Source organism: Paractinoplanes durhamensis, from assembly GCF_016862175.1.
Taxonomy (GTDB): Bacteria; Actinomycetota; Actinomycetes; order Mycobacteriales; family Micromonosporaceae; genus Actinoplanes; species Actinoplanes durhamensis.
Map to the genome: position 1 here is coordinate 122,014 of NZ_BOML01000013.1, position 24,037 is coordinate 146,050.

Sequence of the window (24,037 nt, forward strand, 5' to 3'; positions counted from 1 at the left end):
GGTCAGTGGAGCTCGGTGGTCAGCGGCGCGGGGCGGATGCGGCGGGTGGCCACCGGTGCGGCGCCCATCAGCGGCAGGGTGAACGAGATGACGGTGCCGCCGCCGGGGTTGTCGGTGGCCGCGATGTCGCCGCCGTGCCGTTCGACGACGCGATGGCAGATCGCCAGCCCCAGGCCGGTGCCGGGGTATCCGTCGGCATGCTGCGCCACCCGGTGGAAGGACGTGAACACGCGGGGCCGGTCGTCCGGGGGGATGCCGATGCCGCGGTCGGCGACGTCGATCCGGACCCGGCCGTCCGGTTGCGGATGGCCGGAGATGATGATGCAGGCCGGCCGGCCCGGGTGGGTGTATTTGAGGGCGTTGCCGATCAGGTTGTCCAGCAGTTGCCGCACCATGGCCCGGTCGACCAGTACCGTCGGCAAGCTCGCGGTGGTGATGTCCGGCAGCGGTGGCGGCAGGTGTGCGATGCGGTCGGTGACGACCTCGTCGACCAGCCTGCGCAACGGCACCGGTTCGAGGTTGAGGCTGCCGTCGCGGGCGGTGGCGTAGGCGAGCAGGTCGTCGATCAGCCGGCACATCCGGTCGACCCCGCTGATGATCCGGGCCGCGGTGGGCCGCAGCGTGGCCGCGTCGTCGCCCTCGGCGAGACCCTCGTCCAGCAGGTCGGCGTACCCGGCGACGACCGACAGCGGAGCGCGCAGGTCGTGCGCGGCGACCGCGGCGAAGGCCCGCAGGTCGGCCTCCCGCTCGCGCAGGTCGCTGGTCGCCGTCCGCACCTTCGCCTCGGCCCGGGCCCGGCCGGTCGCCAGCACCCAGACCAGGCCCGCCAGCAGCAGCCCGAGCAGGCTGCCGCTGACCGCGACGACCGCGGGCAGCCCGGTGATGCCGCCGGGCAGCGCCGCGCCGTGCGCCGCGACGTGCAGTTGCCACCGGTGGTCGGCGACCGTGATGGAGCCGTCGCTGGTCAGATCGCGGCGGCGGGTGTCGGTGGAGCGCACGGCGGCGACGGTGACCGGGCGGCCCGCCGCGTCCTCGGCGGTCAGCGTGACGTCGAGCAACCCCTGGGAGACCTGCGCCAGGGCGGCGTCGAGGAACTTCTGCCCCCGCAACCCCATCAGGATCCAGCCGCTGTGGGTCCGCGCCCCGGTGACGGCGGACGTCGCGTAGACCGGAGCGGCGAGGACGAACGACATCTGCCGCTGCGCTTCCGGCAGATTCCGGTCGATGAGCAGCTGGTAGGCGTCGGAGATGGTCACCTGCCCGGTGCGGCGAGCCTCCCGCAGCGCATGAACGGGTACCGGGGCCTGCGCGACGTCGATCCCGAGCAGCCGCCCGTCGGTCGAGTTGTCCAGCGCGCGGCCGAACACGGTGAACAGGTGCTCGGGGACCGCGGCGGCGGGCTGAAGCCGCAGGCCGGGCAGGCCGCGGGTGCGCCAATGAGCCTGGGTTGCCGCGACCTGGCCGTCGTCGGCCGGGACCAGGAAGACCACCGAGGTCGCGCCGGCCAGGCTCCGGCTCGCCAGCGGCGCCGTGACCTGGGCGAACTTCGCCGCCGTCAGATTTTCGAACGCCCCGGTCGCGGACGCGAGGGCTCCGACCGCGTCGACGTACCGGCCGATCTCGGCCGACGCGGCCGCGACCACCAGCGCGTTACGCCGGGCCAGTTGCAGCTCGGCGTTGTCACGCTGACCGTCCGCCAGGGCCGCGGCGGCCCCGAACGCAGCGGTCACCGCGATGACCGCGACCATCCCGGCGAGCAGCAGCGCTTGCCGGGCGCGCAGCTTCGCCGCCAGTCGTCTCACACCACTCCAGTCGGCAGGGTCGGCCGAAGATCTGAATTTCGCCCCACGAGAGCAGCGCGGTTGAAGATCAACAAGGCGGTCGTGATCGAGGAGCGGCAATACGGTACGACCTCTTCTTGACCTTGTGAATAGCGTTTCCGGAAGCCGCGAAGACTTCCTAAGACCCCTTGACGAAGGGGTAGGCGAACCCTACGCTGTGCGAAATTTACCTCGCGTTAACAATCGCGACGGTCGATGAAACACGCGGCGGGAGGGTGACTGCCTTGGCAATACAGCTGGATGCAAGGCGGGTGCGCTCGGGCGAAAGCCGGCCGGCCGGTGATGGGCGGGACCGGTTACGGCGGATCGGGCACAGCAAGACGTTGATCATCATGTGCCTGCCGGCGATCTTGTTCTTCTTGGTATTCGCCTACGCTCCGCTGCCGGGCTCGTGGATCGCATTCACCAACTTCAACTACCACGACGGCATCTTCGGCAGTCCGTTCGTCGGGCTGCGGAACTTCGAGTTCCTGGCCAAGTCGGGGCAGCTCTGGAAGCTGACCCGCAACACGCTCCTCTACAACGTGGCCTTCATCGTGCTGGGCAACATCGTCCAGATCGCGGTGGCCATCATGCTCAACGAGATCCGCTCGAAGTACTTCAAGAAGGTCAGCCAGGCGGTGATGTTCCTGCCGTACTTCATCTCCGTGGTGCTGGTCGGCGTCATCGCGTTCAACCTGCTCAACTACGACACCGGGGCGCTCAACGCGCTGATCGAGCGGACCGGCGGCGACCCGATCAAGATCTATTCGCAGGCCGGGTTGTGGCCGTTCATCATCGTCCTGTTCCACCTGTGGCAGAGCACCGGCTACGGCTCGATCGTCTACTTCGCCGCCATCCTGAGCATCGACAGCACCCTGTTCGAGGCGGCCGCGATCGACGGGGCCTCGGCCTGGCAGCGGACCCGGTACGTCATCCTGCCGAGCCTCAAGCCCACCTTCATCATCCTGCTGCTGTTCTCGCTCGGCGGGATCATGCGGGGCAACTTCGGGCTGTTCTGGAACCTGGTCGGCAACAACGCCACGCTCTACGACACCACCGACATCATCGAGACCTCCGTCTATCGAATGATCATCAGTCAGAACAACTTCACGACGTCGACGGCGGTCGGGCTCTACCAGTCCCTGTTCGGCTTCGCCCTGGTCATGCTGTGCAACTGGCTCGTTCGAAGGGTGAACGAGGACTATGCGCTCTTCTGACAAAAGCGACTACGCGCTGCGCGGCGTCTCCTACCTCGTGGTCACCGTCTTCACGATCTTCTGCCTGCTGCCCTTCGTGCTGATCGTGTCGGCCTCGGTCTCCGAGGAATCGCAGATCATGGAGCACGGCTTCGGCCTGCTGCCGCGAGGTTTCTCGCTGACCGCCTACGAATTCATCTTCAAGTCGCCGCGGCAGCTCATCGGCTCCTACGTCGTCACCATCACGATGACGGTTTTCGGCACCGCGATCGGCCTGCTCATCATCGCGATGACCGGCTACGCGTTGCAGCGCAAGGACTTCCCGCTCCGCAACGGCATCTCCTTCTTCATCTACTTCACGACGCTGTTCTCGGCCGGTCTGGCCCCCACCTATCTGTGGGTCGCCCGCGAGCTCGGCCTGCGCGGCAACTACCTCGCGGTGTTCCTGCAACTGCTCATGACGCCGTGGCTGATCATCCTCATGAAGAACTTCGTCCGGTCGGTGCCGAACGAGATCACCGAGTCGGGAAAGGTGGACGGCGCCGGGGATTTCCGGATCTTCCTGCGGCTCATCCTCCCGATGATGAAGCCGGCGCTCGCCACCACCGGGCTGTTCCTGGCGCTCGGCTACTGGAACGAGTGGTATCTGTCCTCGCTCTATCTGGGCAGCACCGTCGAGTTCAAACCGCTCCAGTACTACCTCTACAACGTCATCAACACGGCGAACGCGCTGAAGAGCTCGATGGCGGGCAACAACGTCACGGTCACCCAGCTCCCCACCAACACGCTGAAGATGGCCAGCGCCGTGGTCGCGACCGGCCCGATCGTCCTGCTCTACCCGTTCGTCCAGCGCTATTTCGTCAGCGGCATCACGGTCGGCGCGGTAAAAGGCTAAGGAGAGCCCGATGAATAAAAAGATAGTCAGGATAGGCGCGGCGTTCGCCGCATTGACCCTGAGCTTGGGAAGCGCGGCCTGTTCCGATTCGGAGGACTCGGGCAAGCCCACCAAGATCAGTATGATGGTGCTCGGCGACAAGCCCAGCAACGGCCGGCTCGAGGCGATGCTCAAGGTGCTCAACGCGCGCCTGACCGAGCAGGCCAACGCCACGCTCGAACCGCATTACATCGAGTGGGCCGACTGGCAGACGCAGTACAACGTCGCGCTGCTGTCCGGCGACACCAGCTTGGACCTCATCACGACCGCCACCGACTGGCTGTTCGCCTGGGAGAACGCCCAGAAGGGCGCGTTCCTGCCGCTCTCCGCCGACATGCTGAAGAAGGAAGCGCCGAAGACGTGGGCGCAGGTCGACGCGAAGGGCGACTGGGACCTCACGAAGCTGGACGACGGGCAGATCTACTTCATCCCCGAGGACAACTACACCCAGTGGACGAACCACGGTTTCTTCTACCGCGGTGACTGGGCGAAATCGGCCGGCATCCCGGACGGGACGATCACCAAGTTCGAGCAGTTCACCCAGTACTTCCAGTGGGTCAAGAAGAACAAGCCCAAGGCGTACCCGTGGGACGTCGCGAAGCAGAACGAGGGCGCCCTCACCGGCTACCTGCAGGGGCACACCGACTGGGTCACCCTGCAGGAGGTCTCGACGAGCAGCTACTACCCGTTCCAGATCGACAATTCCGGCGCCACCCCGAAGGTCACCTCCTGGTATTACAGCAGCGACCAACTGCTGCCCGCGGTCACCCAGACGAAGCAGTGGAACGACCTCGGCGTCTGGCGCGAGGACGCGCTGAACTACGACGGCAACACCCGCGAGGAGATGTACGCGGGTCTGTCCGGCACCGAGCAGCACCACACCCAGACGTTCGTGACGCAGGTCGTCGACACCATGACGAAGAAGCAGCCCGGCTCCGACCCGAAGATGTTCTATTGGGGCCAGGAGAACGGCAACGTCTACCGCGACATCAAGACGCACGGCGCGATGGCGGTCTCGGCCAACTCGAAACACCCCGAAAAAGCACTCCAGGTGTACGACCTGATCCGTAACGACAAGACGGACTACGACCTGCTGAACTTCGGTATCGAGGGCACCGACTACGTGCTGACCGCGGACGGCAAGCTCGACCACCCGAAGGGCTGGGACATCTCCAAGGACGCCCTCGACTCCAACTTCTGGGGCGGCCGGATGGACGAGTTCGAACCGACCAAGGTGACCGACGCGCCGAACAAGGCCGACATCTACAAGGGCCTCGACGCGGTCGCGAAGGTCTATCCGTTCTCGACGCTGCGGGTGAAGAAGGACCAGATCGACCCGACCCTCACGGCGATCGGCGGGGTCTTCTCCGAATACATCCCGCAGCTTCAGTACGGCAAGGTCAAGGACCCGGCCGCCACCATCGCCGAGATGCGCAAGAAGCTCAAGGACGCCGGCTTCGAGGACGCCCTGAAGTCCATTCAGGCCGACGTCGACGAGTGGAGCAAGACCCACAAGGCCAAGTGATGTTCGCTCTCGATTCCCCGCTCGTCCGCTTCCTCAACCGGTTCGCCGATCTGATGATCCTGAACCTGTTGTTCATCGTCACCTCGCTGCCGCTCGTCACGCTCGGCGCCACCCTCACGGCGCTGAGCGGGACGGCGATGCGGATCGCGCGGGGCGAGAGCGAATCGGTGACCGGCGACTACCTCCGCGCCCTGCGCCGCGACCTGCGGCCGGGCACGCTCCTCGGGCTGGTGGTCGCCGGGCTCGGCCTGGTGCTCACCGCCTGGTGGGTGGTCATCGGCGGCCTCGCCGTTCCGGGCATCGTGCAGTTTCTCCTGTACGCCGTCTGCGGCTTGATCGCCTTCCGCCTGACCGTCGTCGCGCTCTGGGCGTTCCCCTACCTCGCCACGTTCGACGACGGCGTGCGCACCGTGCTCCGCAACGCACGGCTGATGTCGGTGCGGCACGCGTTCGGGACGCTGGCGCTGCTGATGGTGATCGGCCTGCCGGTCATCGTCACGGTCTTCTACCCGAAGGTCGTGGTGTTCGGACTGCTCTGGTTCCTCTTCGGTTTCGCCGGCGTCGCCTACCTGGCCGGGATCGTCCTGACCGGGGTCTTCGCCACCTACGCGCCCAAGCTAGCCCTGTCCTGACCTCTCGACCCGAAGGTCTCCTGCCTGTGCGCACCTCCCCCATTCGCCGGTGGAAGTTCCTGCTGGCCGACGAGCCCGAAGCCTGGGCAAAAGGTTTTGACGACGAAAGGTGGCGCACCGTCGTCGTGCCGCACGACTGGAGCGTCGAGCACCCCTTCGACCCATCGATGTCGAGCGGCACCGGCTACCTCCCGGGCGGCGTGGGCTGGTACCGCGGCCACGTCTCCCTCGCGGCCCTCGACCTGACGCCGGGGCAGCGGCTCCGGCTGGTCTTCCACGGCGTCTACAAGAACGCCGACGTCTGGGTCAACGGCTACCACCTCGGCGCGCGGCCCTCCGGCTGGGCGCGCTTCTCGTTCGACCTCACCGAGATCCTCGGCTACGCGCCGGGCGACGACCTGGTGGTCGCGGTCCGCGTCGACCGCACGGAGGTGTCCGACTCGCGCTGGTACAACGGCGCCGGCCTCACCCGCCAGGTCGACCTGGAGATCCGCGAAGCCGTGCACCTGGCCGAGCACGGCACCACCATCGAAACGATCAACACCGATGCTTGCGTACGCCTGCGTCAGACCGTGGTCAACGACGGCGACCGGGACACGACCGTCACGATCGACCACGAGCTGCGGTCGCTGACCACCGATGCGGTCCACCGGTTCGCGGCCGAGGTGGCGGTGCCGGCCGGCGCCACCCGCACGGTCGAGACGGTCGAACGCATCGCCGACCCGGAACTCTGGTCGGCCGACCACCCGCACCGGTATCGGCTGACCTCCACGCTCGGGCCGGGCGGGGACGCGTACGAGCTGATCGTCGGTCTTCGGACCGTCCGCTTCGACCCGGATCACGGCTTCTTCGTCAACGACGAGCCGCAGACGCTCAAGGGTGTGTGCCTGCACGAGGACGCCGGCGTGCTCGGCACGGCGGTGCCCGCGGCGGTCTGGGCGCGGCGGCTGCTCGCGCTGAAGGCGATGGGCGCCAACGCGGTCCGGATGGCGCACAACCCGCACTCCCCCGAGCTCTACACGCTCTGCGACGCCCTCGGCTTCTACGTGATCGACGAGGCGTTCGACGAGTGGGAGAACGCGAAGAACAAGTGGTGGCAGGGGCACAACGTCTACCCGCCCCGGCACGAGGGACCGGCGACGAGCTTCCCGGCCTGGCACGCTGCCGACCTCACCGCGATGGTCGAGGCGCACCGGCACCACCCGTCGGTGATCGCGTGGAGCATCGGCAACGAGGTCGACTACCCGAACGACCCCTACGCGAGCCCGCTGTTCGCCGAGATGACCGGCAACAACGACGCGTCCAAACCGGCCGCCGAGCGGGTGTACGACCCGGCCCGGCCGGACATGCGCCGCCTGACCACGATCGCGGCCCGGCTGATCGAGCTGGTCCGGGCGGCCGATCCGACCCGGGCGGTCACGCTCGCCGCGGCGTTCCCCGAGCTGTCCAGCCGGACCGGGCTCCTCGAGGGTCTCGACCTGATCGGTTACAACTACAAGGAGCAGCTGTACGACGCGGACCACGCCCGTTTCCCGGCGCAGCCGCTGGTCGGCTCCGAGAACGGGCACTCCTACGAGGCGTGGCGGCACGTCGCCGACAAGGACTACGTCGCCGGGCAGTTCCTCTGGACCGGGATCGACTACCTCGGCGAGGCGCACGGCTGGCCCGTGCACGGCTCGCCGGCCGGCCTGCTCACCACCGCCGGCTTCGACAAACCGGCCTATCACCTGCGCCGGTCGTGGTGGTCCGACGAGCCGATGGTCTACCTGGTCACCGGCCCGGACCTCGCCCGGAGGTGGGACCACGAGCCCGGGCAGGACGTCGAGGTGTTCTGCTTCGCCAACACCGACGAGGTCGTGCTGACCTGCGGCGACGAGACGTTCCCGCTGGCCTTCGACGACACCGCGGGATGGTGGCGCGCGACCGTGCCGTACCGGGAAGAGCCGTTGACCCTGGTGGGGCGTACGCAAGAAGTGTCGGTTCTTGATGCTCTGGGGTCTCGCGGCAAAGCCGCGTCGATCGACGCCCGGGTGTGGAACGTCCCGGCCGGGGTCGTGGTGGCCGGCGACGTGATCCAGATCGAGGTCACCCTGCGCGACGCCGACGGGAACGTCGCCGCCGACGACCGGCTCGTCACCGCCGAGGTGTCCGGCGGGGACCTGCTCGGCCTGGACAACGGTGACCTCGGCGATCCGACGCCCTACCCGCAGCCGTCGCGGTGCACGCACGACGGCCGGGTGATCGTCTACGTGCGCGGCGGCCCGTCGACGGTCGTGACGCTGAGTGCACCCGGCGTCGCCGACGTCCGACTCGACCATTCCGAATGGAGATGACCATGCGTTCTCTGATCCGCGCGGTGGCGCTCGGCGCGCTCGCCTCCGTCATGCTGGCCGGTGCGGCCCAAGCGAAACCCCCGTCGCCCGTGGGGACCAGCGACTTCCGCGGCGTCAACTGGGCCGACCCGCGCGACAACTACGCGAGCGACGCGGTGGTGCCGAGCGGCCTGTCCACCGCCGACGACTACCGCACCGTCTACCGCACCGCCACCCGCATGGTCGGCGACTTCCGCAGGAACCTCGGCGCCAACACGCTGCGCCTGCCGATCAATCCGGCCAGCGTGGGCACCGCCTGGTGGCGCTCCTACCGGGCGGCGATCGACGCCGCCACCGCGGCCGGCGACAAGGTCATCCTCAGCTACTGGGAGGCCGACACCAGCAAGGACGGGCTGATCGACGACGTCGGCGCCTGGAACCGGATGTGGGACACGGTGGTGCGGGAGTACGGCCGCAATTCGCGGGTCTACTTCGAGGCGATGAACGAGCCGCACGGTTACACCCTCGAGGCGTGGGTGGCGGTCAACACCGGCTTCATCGCCCGGCACCGGCCGGTGCCCCGCGGCCGGATCGTGGTCAGCGGCACCGGCTACAACGACAACGTGACCGGGGTCGGCGCGGCACCGGAACTCCGCGGCACCCTGCTCTCCCTGCACTTCTACGGGTTCTGGGCGAGCGACACCGCGAAGTCGGCGTGGCTGGCCAACCTGACACCGCGGATCGGCTCGTACGGGTATCGCACGATCATCGACGAGGCCGGCGCACCGATGACGATCGGTTTGAATTACGGCGCCCACGACGGGAACACCTCGACGGCGTACTTCGCCGCGCTCACCGAGACCGCGCGCGCTCAGCACATGGGCATCGTCTACTGGCCCGGCCTGCGCTTCGGCGACTCGTACTCGATCACCTCGGTCGGCGCCGACGGCCACCTGGTCAACAACAGCGCATCCGGCGTCGCCCAGCTGCGCTGGGGCTGGGGGTTCGGCACCACCGAGCCGACCAACGACGACCCGGCCGCGCCCCCGGGCGAGGCCCTGGTCAACACCGCGTCCGGCCGCTGCCTGGACGTGCCCGGCTTCAGCACCACCGACGGCACCGGGCTCGACCTGTGGGACTGCAACGGCGGCGGCAACCAGTCGTACAACTGGGAAGCGGATGGGACGGTGACCGTCTACGGCAGCAAATGCCTGACGGCCGGCGACCGGGTGACCATCGGCGCCTGCACCGGCGCCGCCGACCAGCAGTGGACGTTCACCGCTCAGCAGACCGTCGCCAACACGGCGGGATGCCTGGACGCTCCGGACGGCGGCACCGTCGTGCTGGCACCCTGCTCCGGTGCGGCCACGCAGACCTGGGCCCGCGGTCAGACTCCCTAGGATCAGGATCATGAAACGCACCTCTCGCGATATCCGGGTCGCCAACCGTTTCGAGGTGCTCCGGCGCATCCTCGCCGACGGCCCGGTGTCGCGGCAGGAGGTGGCCGCCGACACCGGCCTGAGCCTGGCCACCGTGTCGAACCTCGTCGGCGAGCTCCTCCAGGCCGGGCTGCTCGAAGAGGTCGGCTTCCAGGACTCCGGCGGCGGCCGGCCGCGCGCGCTGGTCGCCGCGCGCCGGTCCGGGGGCTTCCTGGCCGGCGTCGACGTCGCCGAGACGTACGTGCACGTCGAGCTCTTCGACACCGGCCTGCAGGTGCTGGCCAGCGTGGAGGAGCCGCTCGACCCGCGGCAGGAGAGCAGCCCGGCGCAGGTGGTCGCGCACATCGTGTCCAGCCTGCGGTCGGTGGCCGAGCGGGCCGAGGTCGGCCTCGACCAGCTCCTCGGGGTCGGGGTGAGCGTTCCCGGGCAGGTCGACCGGGACGGCGGCGTGTCGATCTTCGCGCCGAACTGGGACTGGCACGACGTCCCCCTGCGCGACCAACTCGCGGCGACTCTCAACGTGCCGCTCTACCTGGACAATCCGCTGCGCGCCGGGGTGCTGGCCGAGCTCTGGTTCGGGGCCGGCCGCGGCCACGACGACGTCGCCGTCCTCACCCTCGGCACCGGGGTCGGCGCGGGGCTGGCCTTCCACGGGCAGCTGCACCGGGGGGCCACCAACAGCGCCGGCGAGTGGGGGCACACCAACCTCGTGATGGACGGGCGTCAGTGTCGCTGCGGCAGCCGGGGCTGCGTGGAGGCGTACGTCGGTGCGCCCGGCATCATGGCGCAGCTGCGGGAGATCGCGCCGGACAGCCCGCTGCTGCACCCCGACGATCAGACCGCCACCATCGACGCCCTGGCCGAGGCGCATCGCGCCGGCGACCCGGTGGCGGTGGCGGTGGTCGACGAGACGGCCCGCTACCTGGCGGTCGCGATCGCCGATCTGATCAACATCGTGAACCCCGAGGTCGTCGTGCTCTCCAGCTGGGTGGCGGCCAAGCTCGGCGAGCCGCTGCTGACCCGGGCGCGGGCCCTGCTGGGGCGGCATGCCCTGAAGCGGCCGCTGAATCACACCGAGATCAGCCTGTGCCGGATCAACGGCAATCCGGTCAGCCTCGGCGCGGCGACGTTCGCCCTGGAAGGTCACCTCGCCGAGATCGGGGTCACCCCGAGATGACCCTGCACTTCCCGGCCGGGCCGGTCTTCCTGTTCGCCCTGCACAACTTGGCGGCCACTTCGCGCACCTTCCGGCTCGACCTCGGTGGCGCGCCCCAGGTGGTCCGGGTCGCCGCCGGTGCACACGTCCGGCTCCGCACATGATGCCCTTCTCCCGGCGCGGCTCCTATTACGCGGTGTCGGCGCTCCCGGACGGCGTCTACCTGCGCACCGTCCGCGGCGACGCCCGGAATCGGGAACTCCTGCACCTCGGCACCGGCGTCGCCGAGGTCAACCCGGGCCGGCTCACGCTGACCAACGGCGCCGAGGTGGTCCTGGCCGGCAGCGGGCGCGCCCTGATCCGGACCGCCGGCCCGCAGACCCTCGGCATCCAGGTCCGCGACCAGTACGACGTGGTGCTCGAGGAGAGCCCGGTCGCGTGGCGGTTCGTCGACGCCGGCGCCAACCGCAACTACCGGATCCGGGTCGTCCACGGCGCCGCCCGGCTCGACGCGACCTGGGACGGGGAACGCACCACCGGGGCCCGGCTGCTGGTCACCGGGCCGGCTTTGCTGGTTGTCGACGAGTACGGCAGCGCCGCCCCGGCCGGCCCGGTGGAGGATCTCGACGCCGTGGCCGCGGACGCCGACGCCGACTTCGCGGCCTGGCAGGCGCGGCACGGCGGTCCCCATCGGCTCGCGGCCTTCGTCACCTGGGCGGCGATGGTGCCGGCCGGCGGGATGCTGCGCCGCGAGTCGATGCTGATGTCGAAGAACCGGATGACCAACATCTGGAGCTGGGACCACTGCTTCAACGCGATGGCCCTGTGGCGCGACCCGGCCGCAGCCGCCGACCAGATCCGCACCCTGTTCGACCATCAGGACGAGCACGGTTGTCTGCCCGACTACGTCAACGACGCCGGGGTGGAACGCAACTTCGTGAAGCCGCCCGTGCACGGCTGGGCCATCGCGTGGCTGATGGACCGGAACGGCCTGCCGGACGACGCGATCGAAGCCCTCTACGAACCGCTCGGCCGCTGGACCGACTGGTGGTTCGAGCACCGGGGCGCCGTTCCGTCGTATTACCACGGCAACGACTCCGGCTGGGACAACTCCACCGTGTTCGCCGAGGGTGTGCCGGTGCAGAGTCCCGACCTGCTCGCCCTACTGAGCCTGCAGATGACCGCCCTCGCCCGCATCGCCCGCCGCCTCGACCGGCCGGACGACGCCCGGCGCTGGTCCGCACGGGCCGCGACGGCGCGGCGCACGATGTCGGACCACTTCTGGGCCGGCGGCCGCTTCGTCGCCCGGCACACCGTCTCGCAGCGGGTCATCGAGTCGGACAGCCTGCTCACCCTGATGCCGCTGGTCCTCGGCGACCTGCTGCCGAAGACGCAGTTCGACGCCACCGTGCAGCGGCTGCTCGACGGCGGCTACCTGACCGAGCACGGCCCGGCGACCGAACCCCCGGACAGCCCTTCTTACGTCGCCGACGGCTATTGGCGCGGCCCGATCTGGGCGCCCACCACCATGCTGCTCGTCGACGGCCTGCGCCGCGGCGGCCGCCCCGACCTGGCCGACGACATCACCCGGCGCTTCCTGGCCACCTGCGCCGCCGCCGGCATGGCCGAGAACTTCGACGCCCGCACCGGCGCCGCCCTGCGCGACCCGAGCATGACCTGGACCGCCTCGGTGTTCCTGGTGCTGGCCAGGCCATAGCTCAGGCGTGCACCAGGAGTTCGGCGGCCTCGGTGCGGGCCTTCTCGATCGTGGCCGGTGGGCAGCCGCACAACCGCAGGCACGACGCGGCGATCGCCTGCGCGTCGGCGCTGTCCGGCTCGCGGGTGCGGCGGAGCTGGATCACCACCTCGGTGACCTGGATGAGCAGCTCGCCGAGGCGCGGCGCGCTCAGGCCGGCCAGCACCTCCGGACTGGCCGCGCGGGCGCCCAACCGGCCGTACGCGTCCTGCAGCTCCTGGCGCTCGGCCCGGAACGAGTCGTACCGCTCGTGCTGCACCTCGGGGAGCAGGTAGAGCGTGCCGATGTTGTGCGGCGTCCGGCTGAGGGTCTCCACGTCGATCAGCGCGAGCAGATAGAGCGCGGTGGCGGCCGGCGCGAGTGCTTCGACCCGGCGGACGGCGTCCAGGCTGGGCCGGACCGAGGTGGTCAGCAGCTCGATGAGCAGGTCGTCCTTGCCGGCGAAGTGGTAGTAGAGCGACGCCTGCCGGATGCCCACCCGCTCGGCGATCAGCCGGGTGGTGGTGGCCGCGAAGCCGCGCTCGGCGAACAGCGCGGCCGCCGCGTCCAGGATCTGCTCGCGCGCGGTGGTGCCCGCGGGCGCCGCTTCGGGGGCATGGCGCGGGCGCCCCGGTCGAGCCTTCATGACCTCAGCCTGTCACGGCGCTCCCCGCGGGTGCGGCCAGGTAGGCGCGCCACCCGCCGAGGTGGCTGATATCGGGCGCGTTCTCCAGCGCCGCCGGTTCGACCAGGAAGCCGCTGACCGAGGTGGCGTCGATCAGCGTCACCCGGCCGATCGCCATCGGTGACGGCAGGGCGCCGACGAAGGCCCCGAAGCCGTCGGCCGGGAGCCGCCACAGCTCGCCCTTGATGCTGCACCCGCCGTCGCCGACCCGGACCAGGCCCGGTTTGGGCGGGACGGTGTCGAGCACGTGCAGGGCGTAGTTCGGCGCGGTGGCGGTGGCCGCGACCAGGGTGCCGCCGGCTGCGGTGAGCTGGACGTTCAGCGGCTGGCCGGTCAGGTGGGCGCCGACCACGAACAGGTCGATGCCCGGGTTGGCGAAGCGGCGGGCCAGGTCGGCCAGCGCGCGATCGGTGAAGGCGGCCCCGGTCAGCATCACCCCGAACGGCAGCCCGCCGGCGAACCCGGCCGGCACCGCGAGGGCGGCGTAGTCGAGCAGGTTCGCGAAGTTGGTGAAGCGGCCCATCCGGGCGTTGGCGCCGACCGGGTCGGCGGCCACCTCGGCCAGGGTCGGGTGCCATGTCGTGGTGGGGGTGAGCAGGGCGTCGCAGCCGGCCAGCGCGGCCCGGCCGGCGGCGCTCAGCGCGGCGAGGCGGGCCGTGTCGGTGGCCCAGTCGGCGGCGGTCTTCTCCTTGCCGCCGAGGACGATGCCGGCGACAACCGGGTCCAGGTCGGTGCCGATCAGGTCGGCGTGCTTCTCCAGGTGGGCGCCGACGGCGGCGTACCGCTCGGCCACGAACGCACCGTCGTAGAGCAGCGACGCCGCCTCCAGCAGGGGTGCCACGTCGACCTCGACGATCTCGGCGCCGGTTGCGGCGAACCGGCTCACGGCGGCCGCGAACGCCTCCCGCCACCCGGGCGCAAGATCCGCCAAATAAGAAGCGGCCGGAACGGCAATCCGGGGGCGGGCCGGCGCGGCCGGCGCCGTTTCACCAGAACGCGAGAGCGGATCGGCCGGGTCGACGCCCTCCATCAGCTCGGCGACGGTCCGGCCCAGGGTCAGGTCGCGGGCGAAGACGGTCACGCAGTCGAGCGAGTAGCAGGCGGGCACCACGCCGGTGACCGGGACCAGGCCCTTTGTCGGTTTCACGCCGACGATCCCGTTCAGGGCGGCCGGCACCCGGCCGGAGCCGGCCGTGTCGGTGCCGAGTGCGAAGTCGACGAGGCCGAGCGCGACCGCCACCGCCGACCCGGACGACGAGCCGCCGGAGATGCGCGCCGGGTCCCAGGCGTTGCGGACGGCGCCATAGGGGCTGCGGGTGCCGACCAGGCCGGTGGCGAACTGGTCGAGGTTGGTCTTGCCGAGCACGATCGCGCCCGCCGCGCGCAGCCGGGCCACCGCGGTGGCGTCCGCATCAGGCTGGTAGGCGTAGGAGGCGGCACCGGCGGTGGTCGGCAGCCCGTACACATCGATGTTGTCCTTGACCGCGAAAACCAGGCCGGCCAGCGGCAACGCCGGATCCACCGCGGCCGCCTCGGCGAGAACCGAGGCCCGGTCGCGGAGCGAGGTCCAGATCTCGGGGCGGTCGGCCGCCTCGATGCGGTCAAGGGCGGCGGCGACGCGGTTCACGGCCGGACCGCCGCGAGGATCTGGCCGGGCGCCACCTGCTCGCCGGCCTTCACGTACAGCTCCACCAGGGTGCCGCGTACCGGTGTGGTCACCTTCGCCTCCATCTTCATCGCCTCCAGGGACAGCACGGGATCATCGGCGGCCAGCACGTCGCCGGGCACCGCGTTCAACTGCCAGACCGTGGCGGTGAACGGGGCGGTCACCGCGGTGGACCCGGCCGGCAGGGCCACCTCTTCGGCCGCGGCGGCCGGTTCCGGGTCGCGCCGGTCGAACTCGCCGGACGCCCGCCAGCGCTGCTTCTCCGCCTCGAACGCCGCCGACTGCCGCGCCCGGAACGCGTCGATCGACGAGGCGTTCTCGGCCAGAAAAGCGTTGTAGGAAGCCAGCGAGAACGACCCCTCGGTGGTGTCGAGAGCGAGCCGGCCGGCGTCGCTCTCGGCGCGCAGCTCGAGCAACTCGTCGGCGGTCACCGGATACCACTCGATGCGGTCGAAGAACCGCAGCGCCCAGGGCTGGTCGCGGTAGCGGAAACGGTTCCAGATCTGCACCGTACGGCCGACGAACTGGTAGCCGCCAGGGCCCTCCATGCCGTAGATGCACAGGTACGCCCCGCCGATGCCGACCGAGTTCTCCGCCGTCCACGTGCGGGCCGGGTTGTACTTCGTGGTGACCAGGCGGTGCCGCGGGTCGAGCGGGGTGGCGACCGGCGCGCCCAGGTAGACGTCGCCGAGCCCGAGCACGAGATAGCTGGCGTCGAACACGGTGCGGTAGACGTCGTCGGGGGTGTCCAGGCCGTTGATCCGGCGGATGAACTCGATGTTCCACGGGCACCAGGGCGCGTCGTCGCGGACGCCGGCCATGTACCGCTCGATGGCCAGCCGGGTCGCCGGGTCGTCCCAGCTCAGCGGCAGCCGCACGGTACGCGACGGGACGACCAGCTCGTGCGTGGGCGGCACCTCGGCCTCCAGCTCGCGCAGCAGGGCGGCGACGTCGCGCGCCTTGAGCACGCTCGCGTCGGTGTGCACCTGCAACGATCGGATGCCGGGGGTGATGTCGAGGATCCCGGCCGGCCGGTGCCGTTCGAGGGTCTCCTGCAACGCGTGCACCCGCATGCGCAGGGCCAGGTCGAGCTCCATCGGGCCGTACTCGACCAGCACGTTGTCGTCGCCGTCGCGCCGGTAGGTGACCTCCACCTCACCGGAAACCCGGCCGAGGATGCCGTCGTCGCCGTCGCCGCCCCGGGTGATGACCGCCGGGGCGCTGCGCCGGTCGGCGAGAGCGGCCGCGTCGGCCTCGCGGACCGGCACGAACCGGACGGTGTCGCCCGGCCGGAGCTGGCCGAGTTTCCACAGCTCGCCGCTGGCGACCACGGCCGGGCAGACGAAGCCGCCCAGGGACGGGCCGTCGGGGCCGAGAATGATCGGGGTGTCGCCGGTGAAGTCGAGGGCGCCGACCGCGTACGGGGTGTCGTGGATGTTGGACGGGTGCAGGCCGGCCTCACCGCCGTCGGGGCGGGCCCAGGTGGGTTTCGGGCCGATCAGGCGGATGCCGGTCCGCGCCGAGTTGTGGTGCACCTGGTAGTCGGTGGCGTAGAGGGCGTCGATGTCGGCGCGGGTGAAGAACTCCGGCGCGGCGTGCGGTCCTTCGGTGACCCCGATCTGCCAGGTGTCGGTGAGGTGCGGGCGGGGCCCGGGTAGCGACGCGCTCTTCTCACCAACACCGGGGCGCAGCACGTCGCCGGCGAGCAGCGCCCGGCCGCCGTGGCCGCCGAACCCGCCGAGCGTGAACGTGGCCGCGCTGCCCAAATAGGACGGCACGTCCAGGCCACCGCCGACCGCGACGTAGGAGCGTAGTCCGGGACCTTTGCACTCGCCGAGGGTCAGGACCCCACCCGCCGGCACGGACAGAGCGGTCCACAGCTCCACCGGCTCGCCGTCGACGGTCAGGGGCACCGGCGCGCCGGTAACCGCCACGGTCGTCGGCGTGGAGAACCGGACCGACAGGCCACCGGCGGTGACTTCGAGGGCCGGTACGGTGGCCGGGTTGCCGACGGCGAGGTTCGCCTCGGCGAACGAGACGGCGTCGAACGGCCCGCTCGGCGGCACCCCGACGTGCCAGTAGCCGAGCCGGCCGGGCAGCTCCTGGACGGTGGTCATCGGCCCGGGGGTGAGCACGTCGATCCGTGGCCGGGGGTCTTTGCCCGATCCGAGCGTCGTGGTGGAGTGGGTGGCGGCGCGCAGGGCGGCCTCGTCGGTGAGCGAGCGCAGCAGGCCCACGTTGGTGACGATGCCGTCGATCCGGGTCGCGTCCAGCGCCGCGCCGAGCCGGTCGAGGGCCTCGTCGCGAGTGCCGCCGGTCGCGATGATCTTGGCGAGCATCGGGTCGTAGTAGGGCGACACGTCCAGGCCGGTCTCGACGTAGCTGTCCACCCGTACGCCCGCCGGGAACTCCGCCCGGGTGACCAGTCCGGACGACGGCAGCGAGTCCTTCGCCGGGTCCTCGGCGTAGACCCGCGCCTCGACCGCGAACCCGGTCGGCTGCCAGTCCCGCTCGAACACCGCCGGGTCCACCGATCCGGTGCCGGCCAGTTGCAGTTGCAGCGCGACCAGGTCGACCCCGAACACCTCCTCGGTGACCGGGTGCTCGACCTGCAGCCGGGTGTTGACCTCCAGGAACGCGGCCTCCTGCCGGACCGGGTCGTAGACGAACTCGACCGTGCCGGCGCCCCGGTAGTCGACCGTGGCCAGCAGCGCCCGGGCGCTGTCATGCAGCCGCTCCCGGATGTGGGAAGGCAGGCCCGGGGCGGGCGCCTCCTCGATCACCTTCTGGTTGCGGCGCTGCAGCGAGCAGTCCCGGTCGCCGAGCACCGCGATCCGGCCGGCGCCGTCGCCGAAGACCTGCACCTCGACGTGCCGGGCCGGCCGGACGAGACGTTCGAGGAAGACCCCGGCCGAGTCGAAGTTGGCCCGGGCCAGGGCCTCGACCCGGTCGAAGGCGGCGCGCACCTCGTCGGCCGTGGCGCAGGCCTGCATGCCGATGCCGCCCCCGCCGCCGGTCGCCTTCAGCATCACCGGCAGGCCGATCGCCACCGCCGCGGCAACGGCTTCGTCGGCCGAGCCGAGCAGCCCGGTGCCGGCCAGCAGCGGAACCCCCGCCTGCTCGGCCAGGGCTCGGGCAGTGTGCTTGGCGCCGAACGCGACGATCTGCTCGGGTGTCGGCCCGGCGAACCTCAGCCCGGCCGCTTCAACCTCGCGGGCGAACTCGGCGCTCTCCGAGAGAAACCCGTAGCCGGGATGGATGATCTCGGCGCCGCTGTCCAGGGCGGCCGCCAGGATCAGGTCGCGGCGCAGGTAGGAGTCCCGGGCCGGAGCCGGACCGAGCCGGACCGCGACGTCGGCCTCGCGCACGTGCGGCGCGGCCCGGTCCGCGTCGGAGAACACCGCAACCGTGCGCAGGGACAACAAGCGCGCGGTCCGGATGATCCGCCGGGCGATCTCGCCCCGATTGGCGATCAGCACGGCACTCAAGGCTGAGCCGCCTTTCGTTCGCGACTGCGGGGCTCGCAAAACCGGCTCACTCCTCGCGCTCACGGCGTACCACGATCATCTGCAGCGGCGTCGGGTTGAAGTCGTTGCACGGGTTGTTCATCTGCGGGCAGTTCGAGACGACCACCAGCACGTCCATCTCGGCCCGCACCGCCACCCGTTTGCCCGGCCCGGACATCCCGTCCACGATGCCGAGCGCTCCATCGGGCTCGACAGGGACATTCATGAACCAATTCAAGTTCGACACCAGGTCGCGTACGCCTAAACCGTGCTTGGCCCCCTCGGAGAGGAAGTTCTCCCGGCAGCCGTGATGGAACATCACGTGGTGGCCGTAGCGCAGGGTGTTCGATTCCTTGCCGCACGCCCCGCCGATGGTGTCCTGCCGGTCGATCTCGTTGGCGACGACCGTCATCAGCGCACGACCCTCATTACTGCGAAGCACGGTTCCGGTACGCACGTACGCGTTGCCCTGCCACGCGAGGGTGTCGGGCACGCTGTACCGCTCGTCCGGATCGTGCGCGTTGTAGATCAGGCAGTCCGCCGACTGGTTGCCGCCGACGTCGACGATGGTGAGCACCTCCCCGGCCGCGACGACACCCGACCAGGACGCGTTCGGCACCACCCGTTCGTCGCGGACAACGTCACCGGCGACAAGAGACTCCGTCATAACCCGCGCGCCTCCGCATAGTCGATGGTGTTCAGGTAGGCGCGATGCATCTCCGGGGTCGCACCGGCCCGCGGATCGGTGGGCTCGCCGCGCCAGGCGTGCACCCGCAGCGGCCCGACCGTGTAATCCGGCCGGGGGTCGCGGGGGTGGGCGACGTTGGCCAGCAGGACCAGCAGCGGCAGCTCGGCCACCAGCGTCACGTGCGTACCCGGCCCGGCCGAGCCGAGCCAGTCCAGGGCGCCGTCGGCCGCGACCCGGACGCCCTGGAAGAAGCTGACGCTCGGCGGCAGGTCGCGCCGGGTGAGGCCGTGCTTGGCGGCGGCCTTGACGAACAGGCTGCGCCCGGCCGGCGACGGCCCCTCCGGCCGGGCGTCGCCGTACTTCTGCGCGTTCCAGGCCTCGGTGGTGGTGCCGCAGAACGCGTCGTGCCGCCCCGAGGAGTCCTCGGCCACACCGGCCAGCACCCGCCCGTCGCCGGAGAGCAGCGGCGTGCCCGCCTTCAGATAGGCCTGCCAGGGGATCTTCAGGGTGTCGGCCACGTTCAGCCGTTCCACCGGTTCGAGCGCGTTGTAGACGAGCAGGTGCGCGCACGCCTCGCCGGTCGGGTCGTCCAGGCGCAGCCGGGAGCCCCGGGCGAGCACCTTGTGCGTGTACCCGCCCGGCGCGACCGTCTCGGCCCAGGTGAGCCCGGCCGGATCGACCCCGTCGGGCACGAACGGGCTGGTCGACGCGGGCAGGTACGGCATCCACTCGCTGCTCAGCCCGGTCTGCGCGCGGGCGTCGTCGCGCGCGTTGAGGACACTGTCGGTGCGGTGCTCGGCGCGTACGCTCATGCTTCGGCCGGCACGTGGGTGTGCGGCACATGCACCAGGTCGATGGTGCGGTGCAGCCGCTTGTAGCCGAAGTAGCCGGCGCCGATCGCCACGACGGCCGCGACCAGCAGCAGGGCGCTGTACTGCAGGGCCCAGTTCCCGTCCGGCGACAGGTCGTAGATCTCGGTCCGCGGCCACATCAGGTTGACCACCATGATCACCTGGTAGATCACCGCCACGATGTTGACGGCGAGCCCGAACCGGCCCATCGAGAACAGCGGCTTGCCGTCCTCGTCCACCCCGGCCGGGAAGTGGTCGGTGTTGCGGTGCCGGATCCGCACCACCAGCAGCGGGAGGGTGACCCCGAGGTAGCCGATGTAGAGCATCGCGATGCAGATGCTGGACAGCGCCGTGAAGATCGTCGTGGAGTTGATGTTCACGAGCAGCGCGATCGCCGCGCCCACGCCCACCACGATCGAGGTGAGGATCGGCGTGCCGGTGCGCGGCGAGACCTTACCGAGGGCCTTCCCGAACGGGAACGCGCCCTCGCGCGACATCGAGTACATCATCCGCGCGCCGGAGGTCTGGCAGGCCAGCGTGCAGGCGAAGACCGCGACGGCGACGCAGCAGAGCAGCAGCCGGCCGGGGACGTTGCCGAGCCGCTCGGTGAGCACCCAGGACAGCCCGGCCGAGGAGAGGTTGCCGTCGGTGAGGCTGGGCGCGGACATCAGCGCGGCCAGGATCAGCAGGCCGCCGCCGAGGCCCGAGGTGGTCAGCGCCCGGATGATCGTCTTCGGCGTGGTCTTGCGCGGCGCGTGCGTCTCTTCCGCGAGTTCGCCCGCCGAATCGAAACCCACCATGACGTACGCGGCCATCAGCCCCGATGCCAGCCAGGCGAAGAAGTAGTGGCCCTCGCCGGTCCAGCCGGTGTGGTGCAGCACCACCCCGGGGCCCCGCTCGGACAGCGCGAACAGCACGCCGACGAGGACGACCACGCCGACGATCTCGATCGCGACCCCCGCGCTGGTGGCCGCGGCCATCTGCCGGATGCCGAGCACGTTCACCAGCGTCGTGATCGCGAGGAGGATGACACCGAGGATGATCGCGTTCTGCGCCCCGGTCGCGGAGAGGATCGACGAGTCGGCGGCCGAGCCGCCGACCAGCTGGAAGCCCGACCAGATCGCCGGGAGCACGGCCTGCATGGCGATCGCCGCGACGGCGACGGTGAGGATCTGCCCGATCACCATGATCCAGCCGGTGAAGAAACCCCAGCTGACCCCGGCCAGCCGGCTCGACCACTGGAAGATCGCCCCGGACACCGGCCAGCGCCCGGCCAGCTCGGAGAAGCACAGCGCGACGCACAGCTGCCCGGCGAACACCACCGGCCAGGACCAGAAGAACGATGCCCCGCCCAGCAGGAAGCCCAGCCCGAACAGCTGGAAGACCGTGGTCAGGATCGAGACGAAGGAGAAACCCGCGGCGAAGGACGCGAACGTCCCGACGCCCCGATGCAGTTCTTGTTTGTAGCCGATATGACCAGGGTCGACGTCCGTTGCAGTCACGACTCCACCTCCGGCGGGTGTTATCTGTCGTCCGACAGGTAATGGTCCTGAGGTTGGGGTCCGGGTGTTCCGGATGAAGTTCCGCGGCGTTACGGGCCGGTTCCGCGGCGTTAATTCGCGATGACCGCGAGCCGGGCGCCGGTTTGATCGATCGGTCTTCGCCGGGCACTATGCACGGGTGCAGCGATCCCGCTACGTCATCCTCGCCACTGTCCTGGCCACCCTTCTCGGCGGCTGCGGCTCCGGAGACGACCAGGCGTCGTCGACCGCGAACCCCTCGTGGGTGAGCGCCCAGTCCGCCGCACCCTCGGCCTCGGTCTCGGCCTCGCCATCTCCCAGCCCGCCCGCCTCCTCGTCGCCGAGCGCCGCCGCGACGACCGACTGGGCCGCGCAGTCCAAGAAGCTGAACGCGGCGCTGGCCAAGGTGCCGGGCTCGTTCTCGGTGGCCGTGCTCGACAAGAAGACCGGCAAGAAGTACGCCTACCGCGGCACCGTCAGCTTCGACACCGCGAGCATCGTGAAGGCCCAGATCCTCGCCTGCATGCTGCTGCACGACCAGACCGCCGGGCACGCGCCGACCGCGAGCGAGATGGCGCTGGCCAAGCCGATGATCCGGCTCAGCGACAACAACGCGGCGTCCAGCCTGTTCCAGCACGTCGGCGGGCGGTCCGGCGTCGGGGCCTGCAACCGTAAGCTCGGCCTGACGCACACCACGGTCAACAGCGCGTGGGGCCTGACCAAGACCACCGCCAACGACCAGACCCGCCTGCTGAGCGAGTTCGTGGACACGGCCGGCCCGCTGAACTCCGCCTCCCGCAAGACGATCTTCGAGCTGATGAGCACGGTCTCCAGTGCACAGGACTGGGGTGTCCCGTCGGTGGCGAAGTCCGGCGAGACGGCAACCGTCAAGAACGGCTGGGACACCCGGTCGGCCGACGGCGGCCTGTGGGCGGTCAACACGATCGGCCGCCTCACCGACGACGACGTCAACGTCTCGATCGCCGTCCTGTCCCACGACAACAAGTCCATGCAGGCAGGCATCACCCTGGTCCAGAAGGTGGCCAAGCAGACCCGCCAGTCGCTCGGCTACTGAGCGGTGAGCCGATCACGCACCTGGTGGCCGATCGCCCTGTCCCTCCTGGCGGCGGCCGCCCTGCTGTACGCCGTGGTCCTGCCGGGCGGTTACCTGACCTGGTTGCGGGTGGCCATGGTGCTGTGGGCGGTGGCCGCCGATGCTCGCCCGGCGTCAAGCCGTCGCCCCGCATGGGAGACACCGCCCGCGACGCCACCTTCGAGCCGCTCGGCGACAACTGGTATGCCTTCGCCGTCCCACGTTCCGGCGCACCGATCTGGGCCTTCAACCCGTTCGCCGTCCAAGCCACCACCGAGGTCTGAGGACCGGAGATACCGCTCTTGTCGGCCGCTCGGCGCCGAGCGAGGTCATCGACGCCGAACCCCATCGTGAGCCTCGTGTCGTCATCTTCCAGCCCTCCCGGCAATCGTGAGACGGCTGTCTCAGTCGCCCAGCCGTACCTCTCCCTGAAGGCCGGGACCCATCCGGCCGGAGAAGGGGGCGACTCGGATGTCGAAAAGACGCGCGAGGAGCAGGACAAAGGTAAGTCGATCACGGCGGCTCGCCATGATCGGAATCAGCGCCGCCGTCGTGGTGGCCGGGGCGATCGTGACGCCTCAGGCCTTCGCGGCGACAAACACCCGCGGATCTTTCCTCGACCGGCTGCGGAACGCGCGCGCGGCGGCCGGAGCGAGCGGGAACGGGGCCGGCGGGAACGGGGCCGGGCAGAACGCCGCGGGCTGTTCGGACGTGGAGCTTGTGTTCGCCCGGGGAACCGGCGAGCCGCAGGGGCTGGGAATCGTGGGACAGCCGCTGGCACGAGCGCTCGCCACCGAACTGCCGGGCCGGACCGTCGGCTCGTTCGCCGTCGTCTACGCGGCGGCGTCCAACCAGGCCAGCGCCGGACCGGGCGCGACCAACATGAGTCAGCACATCACGCAGGTCGCGCAGGCCTGCCCCAACACGCAGTTCGTGATCGGCGGCTACTCCCAGGGCGCCACGGTGACCGACATCGCCATGGGCATCAAGGGCGTCGGCACCGCCGGCCAGGCCATCCCGGCCGATCTCACCGGGCGGGTCGCCGCCGTCGTGGTCTACGGCAACCCGCTCGGCCTGCAGCGCAAGACCATCGCCCAGGCCAGCGCGACGTTCGGGGCACGGGCGAAGGAGTTCTGCAACACCGGCGACCCGGTCTGCGGCAACGGCAACAACTTCGCGGCGCACCTCGCCTACCCGCGCAACGGCACGGTCGGGCAGGGCGCCCAGTTCGCCGCCGGAAAAGTCGGCGGCTGACCACCACGGCCGGGGTCCGCGC

The 24,037-nt window shown here is 70.4% G+C and carries 19 protein-coding genes; 12 read left to right on the top strand and 7 right to left on the bottom strand.

Going from position 1 to position 24,037, the window contains the following annotated elements:
• Window positions 1-2: 2 nt before the first annotated feature.
• Window positions 3-1,802: a sensor histidine kinase gene (locus tag Adu01nite_RS07320; RefSeq protein WP_203725756.1), complete on the bottom strand. Its 1,800-nt coding sequence runs from the start codon at window positions 1,800-1,802 to the stop codon at window positions 3-5.
• Between the two features lie 290 nt (window positions 1,803-2,092).
• Here Adu01nite_RS07320 and Adu01nite_RS07325 point away from each other — a divergent pair, with 290 nt between their 5' ends.
• The 9 genes from Adu01nite_RS07325 to Adu01nite_RS07365 are packed head-to-tail and all read left to right on the top strand — an operon-like array spanning window position 2,093 to window position 12,734.
• Window positions 2,093-3,040, top strand: a complete 948-nt coding sequence (locus Adu01nite_RS07325; protein WP_203725757.1) for an ABC transporter permease — start codon at window positions 2,093-2,095, stop codon at window positions 3,038-3,040.
• Window positions 3,027-3,914, top strand: coding sequence for a carbohydrate ABC transporter permease (locus Adu01nite_RS07330; protein WP_203725758.1), 888 nt, complete (start codon window positions 3,027-3,029; stop codon window positions 3,912-3,914). The genes Adu01nite_RS07325 and Adu01nite_RS07330 overlap by 14 nt, the downstream gene beginning before the upstream one ends.
• Before the next feature lie 10 nt (window positions 3,915-3,924).
• On the top strand, window positions 3,925-5,478 hold the full coding sequence (locus Adu01nite_RS07335; RefSeq protein WP_203725759.1) for a DUF3502 domain-containing protein: 1,554 nt from the start codon (window positions 3,925-3,927) through the stop codon (window positions 5,476-5,478).
• Window positions 5,478-6,110 carry a YesL family protein gene (locus tag Adu01nite_RS07340; RefSeq protein ID WP_203725760.1) on the top strand — a complete coding sequence of 211 codons (633 nt, stop codon included), beginning with the start codon at window positions 5,478-5,480 and terminating at the stop codon, window positions 6,108-6,110. Before Adu01nite_RS07335 ends, Adu01nite_RS07340 begins: the two co-directional genes overlap by 1 nt.
• A gap of 26 nt (window positions 6,111-6,136) precedes the next feature.
• Window positions 6,137-8,443 carry a glycoside hydrolase family 2 TIM barrel-domain containing protein gene (locus Adu01nite_RS07345; protein WP_203725761.1) on the top strand — a complete coding sequence of 769 codons (2,307 nt, stop codon included), beginning with the start codon at window positions 6,137-6,139 and terminating at the stop codon, window positions 8,441-8,443.
• A 2-nt stretch (window positions 8,444-8,445) separates the two neighbouring features.
• Window positions 8,446-9,822, top strand: a complete 1,377-nt coding sequence (locus Adu01nite_RS07350) for a ricin-type beta-trefoil lectin domain protein (protein WP_203725762.1) — start codon at window positions 8,446-8,448, stop codon at window positions 9,820-9,822.
• A gap of 10 nt (window positions 9,823-9,832) precedes the next feature.
• Window positions 9,833-11,038, top strand: coding sequence for an ROK family transcriptional regulator (locus Adu01nite_RS07355; RefSeq protein WP_203725763.1), 1,206 nt, complete (start codon window positions 9,833-9,835; stop codon window positions 11,036-11,038).
• Complete coding sequence (locus Adu01nite_RS07360; protein WP_203725764.1) at window positions 11,035-11,181, top strand: hypothetical protein; 147 nt, start codon at window positions 11,035-11,037, stop codon at window positions 11,179-11,181. Before Adu01nite_RS07355 ends, Adu01nite_RS07360 begins: the two co-directional genes overlap by 4 nt.
• A complete protein-coding gene (locus tag Adu01nite_RS07365; protein ID WP_203725765.1) occupies window positions 11,178-12,734 on the top strand; it encodes an amylo-alpha-1,6-glucosidase in 1,557 nt (518 codons plus the stop codon). Before Adu01nite_RS07360 ends, Adu01nite_RS07365 begins: the two co-directional genes overlap by 4 nt.
• Window position 12,735: 1 nt before the next feature.
• Here Adu01nite_RS07365 and Adu01nite_RS07370 read toward each other — a convergent pair whose 3' ends face one another.
• The 6 genes from Adu01nite_RS07370 to Adu01nite_RS07395 are packed head-to-tail and all read right to left on the bottom strand — an operon-like array spanning window position 12,736 to window position 21,650.
• Window positions 12,736-13,398, bottom strand: coding sequence for a TetR/AcrR family transcriptional regulator (locus Adu01nite_RS07370; RefSeq protein WP_203725766.1), 663 nt, complete (start codon window positions 13,396-13,398; stop codon window positions 12,736-12,738).
• A gap of 4 nt (window positions 13,399-13,402) precedes the next feature.
• Complete coding sequence (gene atzF / locus Adu01nite_RS07375) at window positions 13,403-15,064, bottom strand: allophanate hydrolase (RefSeq protein ID WP_203725767.1); 1,662 nt, start codon at window positions 15,062-15,064, stop codon at window positions 13,403-13,405.
• Entirely contained in the window at window positions 15,061-18,582 is a 3,522-nt protein-coding gene (gene uca, locus Adu01nite_RS07380; RefSeq protein WP_239132209.1) for an urea carboxylase, read from the bottom strand. The genes atzF and uca overlap by 4 nt, the downstream gene beginning before the upstream one ends.
• A gap of 55 nt (window positions 18,583-18,637) precedes the next feature.
• Entirely contained in the window at window positions 18,638-19,276 is a 639-nt protein-coding gene (locus tag Adu01nite_RS07385; protein ID WP_203725769.1) for an urea amidolyase associated protein UAAP2, read from the bottom strand.
• The gene (locus Adu01nite_RS07390; protein ID WP_203725770.1) at window positions 19,273-20,109 is read right to left on the bottom strand and encodes an urea amidolyase associated protein UAAP1; all 837 of its coding nucleotides are present in this window, start codon (window positions 20,107-20,109) and stop codon (window positions 19,273-19,275) included. The genes Adu01nite_RS07385 and Adu01nite_RS07390 overlap by 4 nt, the downstream gene beginning before the upstream one ends.
• Window positions 20,106-21,650 (bottom strand): APC family permease, encoded by a 1,545-nt coding sequence (locus tag Adu01nite_RS07395; protein WP_203725771.1) that lies wholly within the window; start codon window positions 21,648-21,650, stop codon window positions 20,106-20,108. Before Adu01nite_RS07395 ends, Adu01nite_RS07390 begins: the two co-directional genes overlap by 4 nt.
• A 178-nt stretch (window positions 21,651-21,828) precedes the next feature.
• Here Adu01nite_RS07395 and Adu01nite_RS07400 point away from each other — a divergent pair, with 178 nt between their 5' ends.
• From Adu01nite_RS07400 to Adu01nite_RS07405, 3 genes are all read left to right on the top strand, one after another.
• Window positions 21,829-22,743, top strand: a complete 915-nt coding sequence (locus Adu01nite_RS07400; protein ID WP_239132210.1) for a serine hydrolase — start codon at window positions 21,829-21,831, stop codon at window positions 22,741-22,743.
• Between the two features lie 170 nt (window positions 22,744-22,913).
• On the top strand, window positions 22,914-23,045 hold the full coding sequence (locus Adu01nite_RS48400) for a hypothetical protein (protein WP_275414622.1): 132 nt from the start codon (window positions 22,914-22,916) through the stop codon (window positions 23,043-23,045).
• Window positions 23,046-23,289: 244 nt separating this feature from the next.
• Complete coding sequence (locus Adu01nite_RS07405) at window positions 23,290-24,015, top strand: cutinase family protein (RefSeq protein WP_239132211.1); 726 nt, start codon at window positions 23,290-23,292, stop codon at window positions 24,013-24,015.
• The last annotated feature ends 22 nt before the right edge of the window (window positions 24,016-24,037 follow it).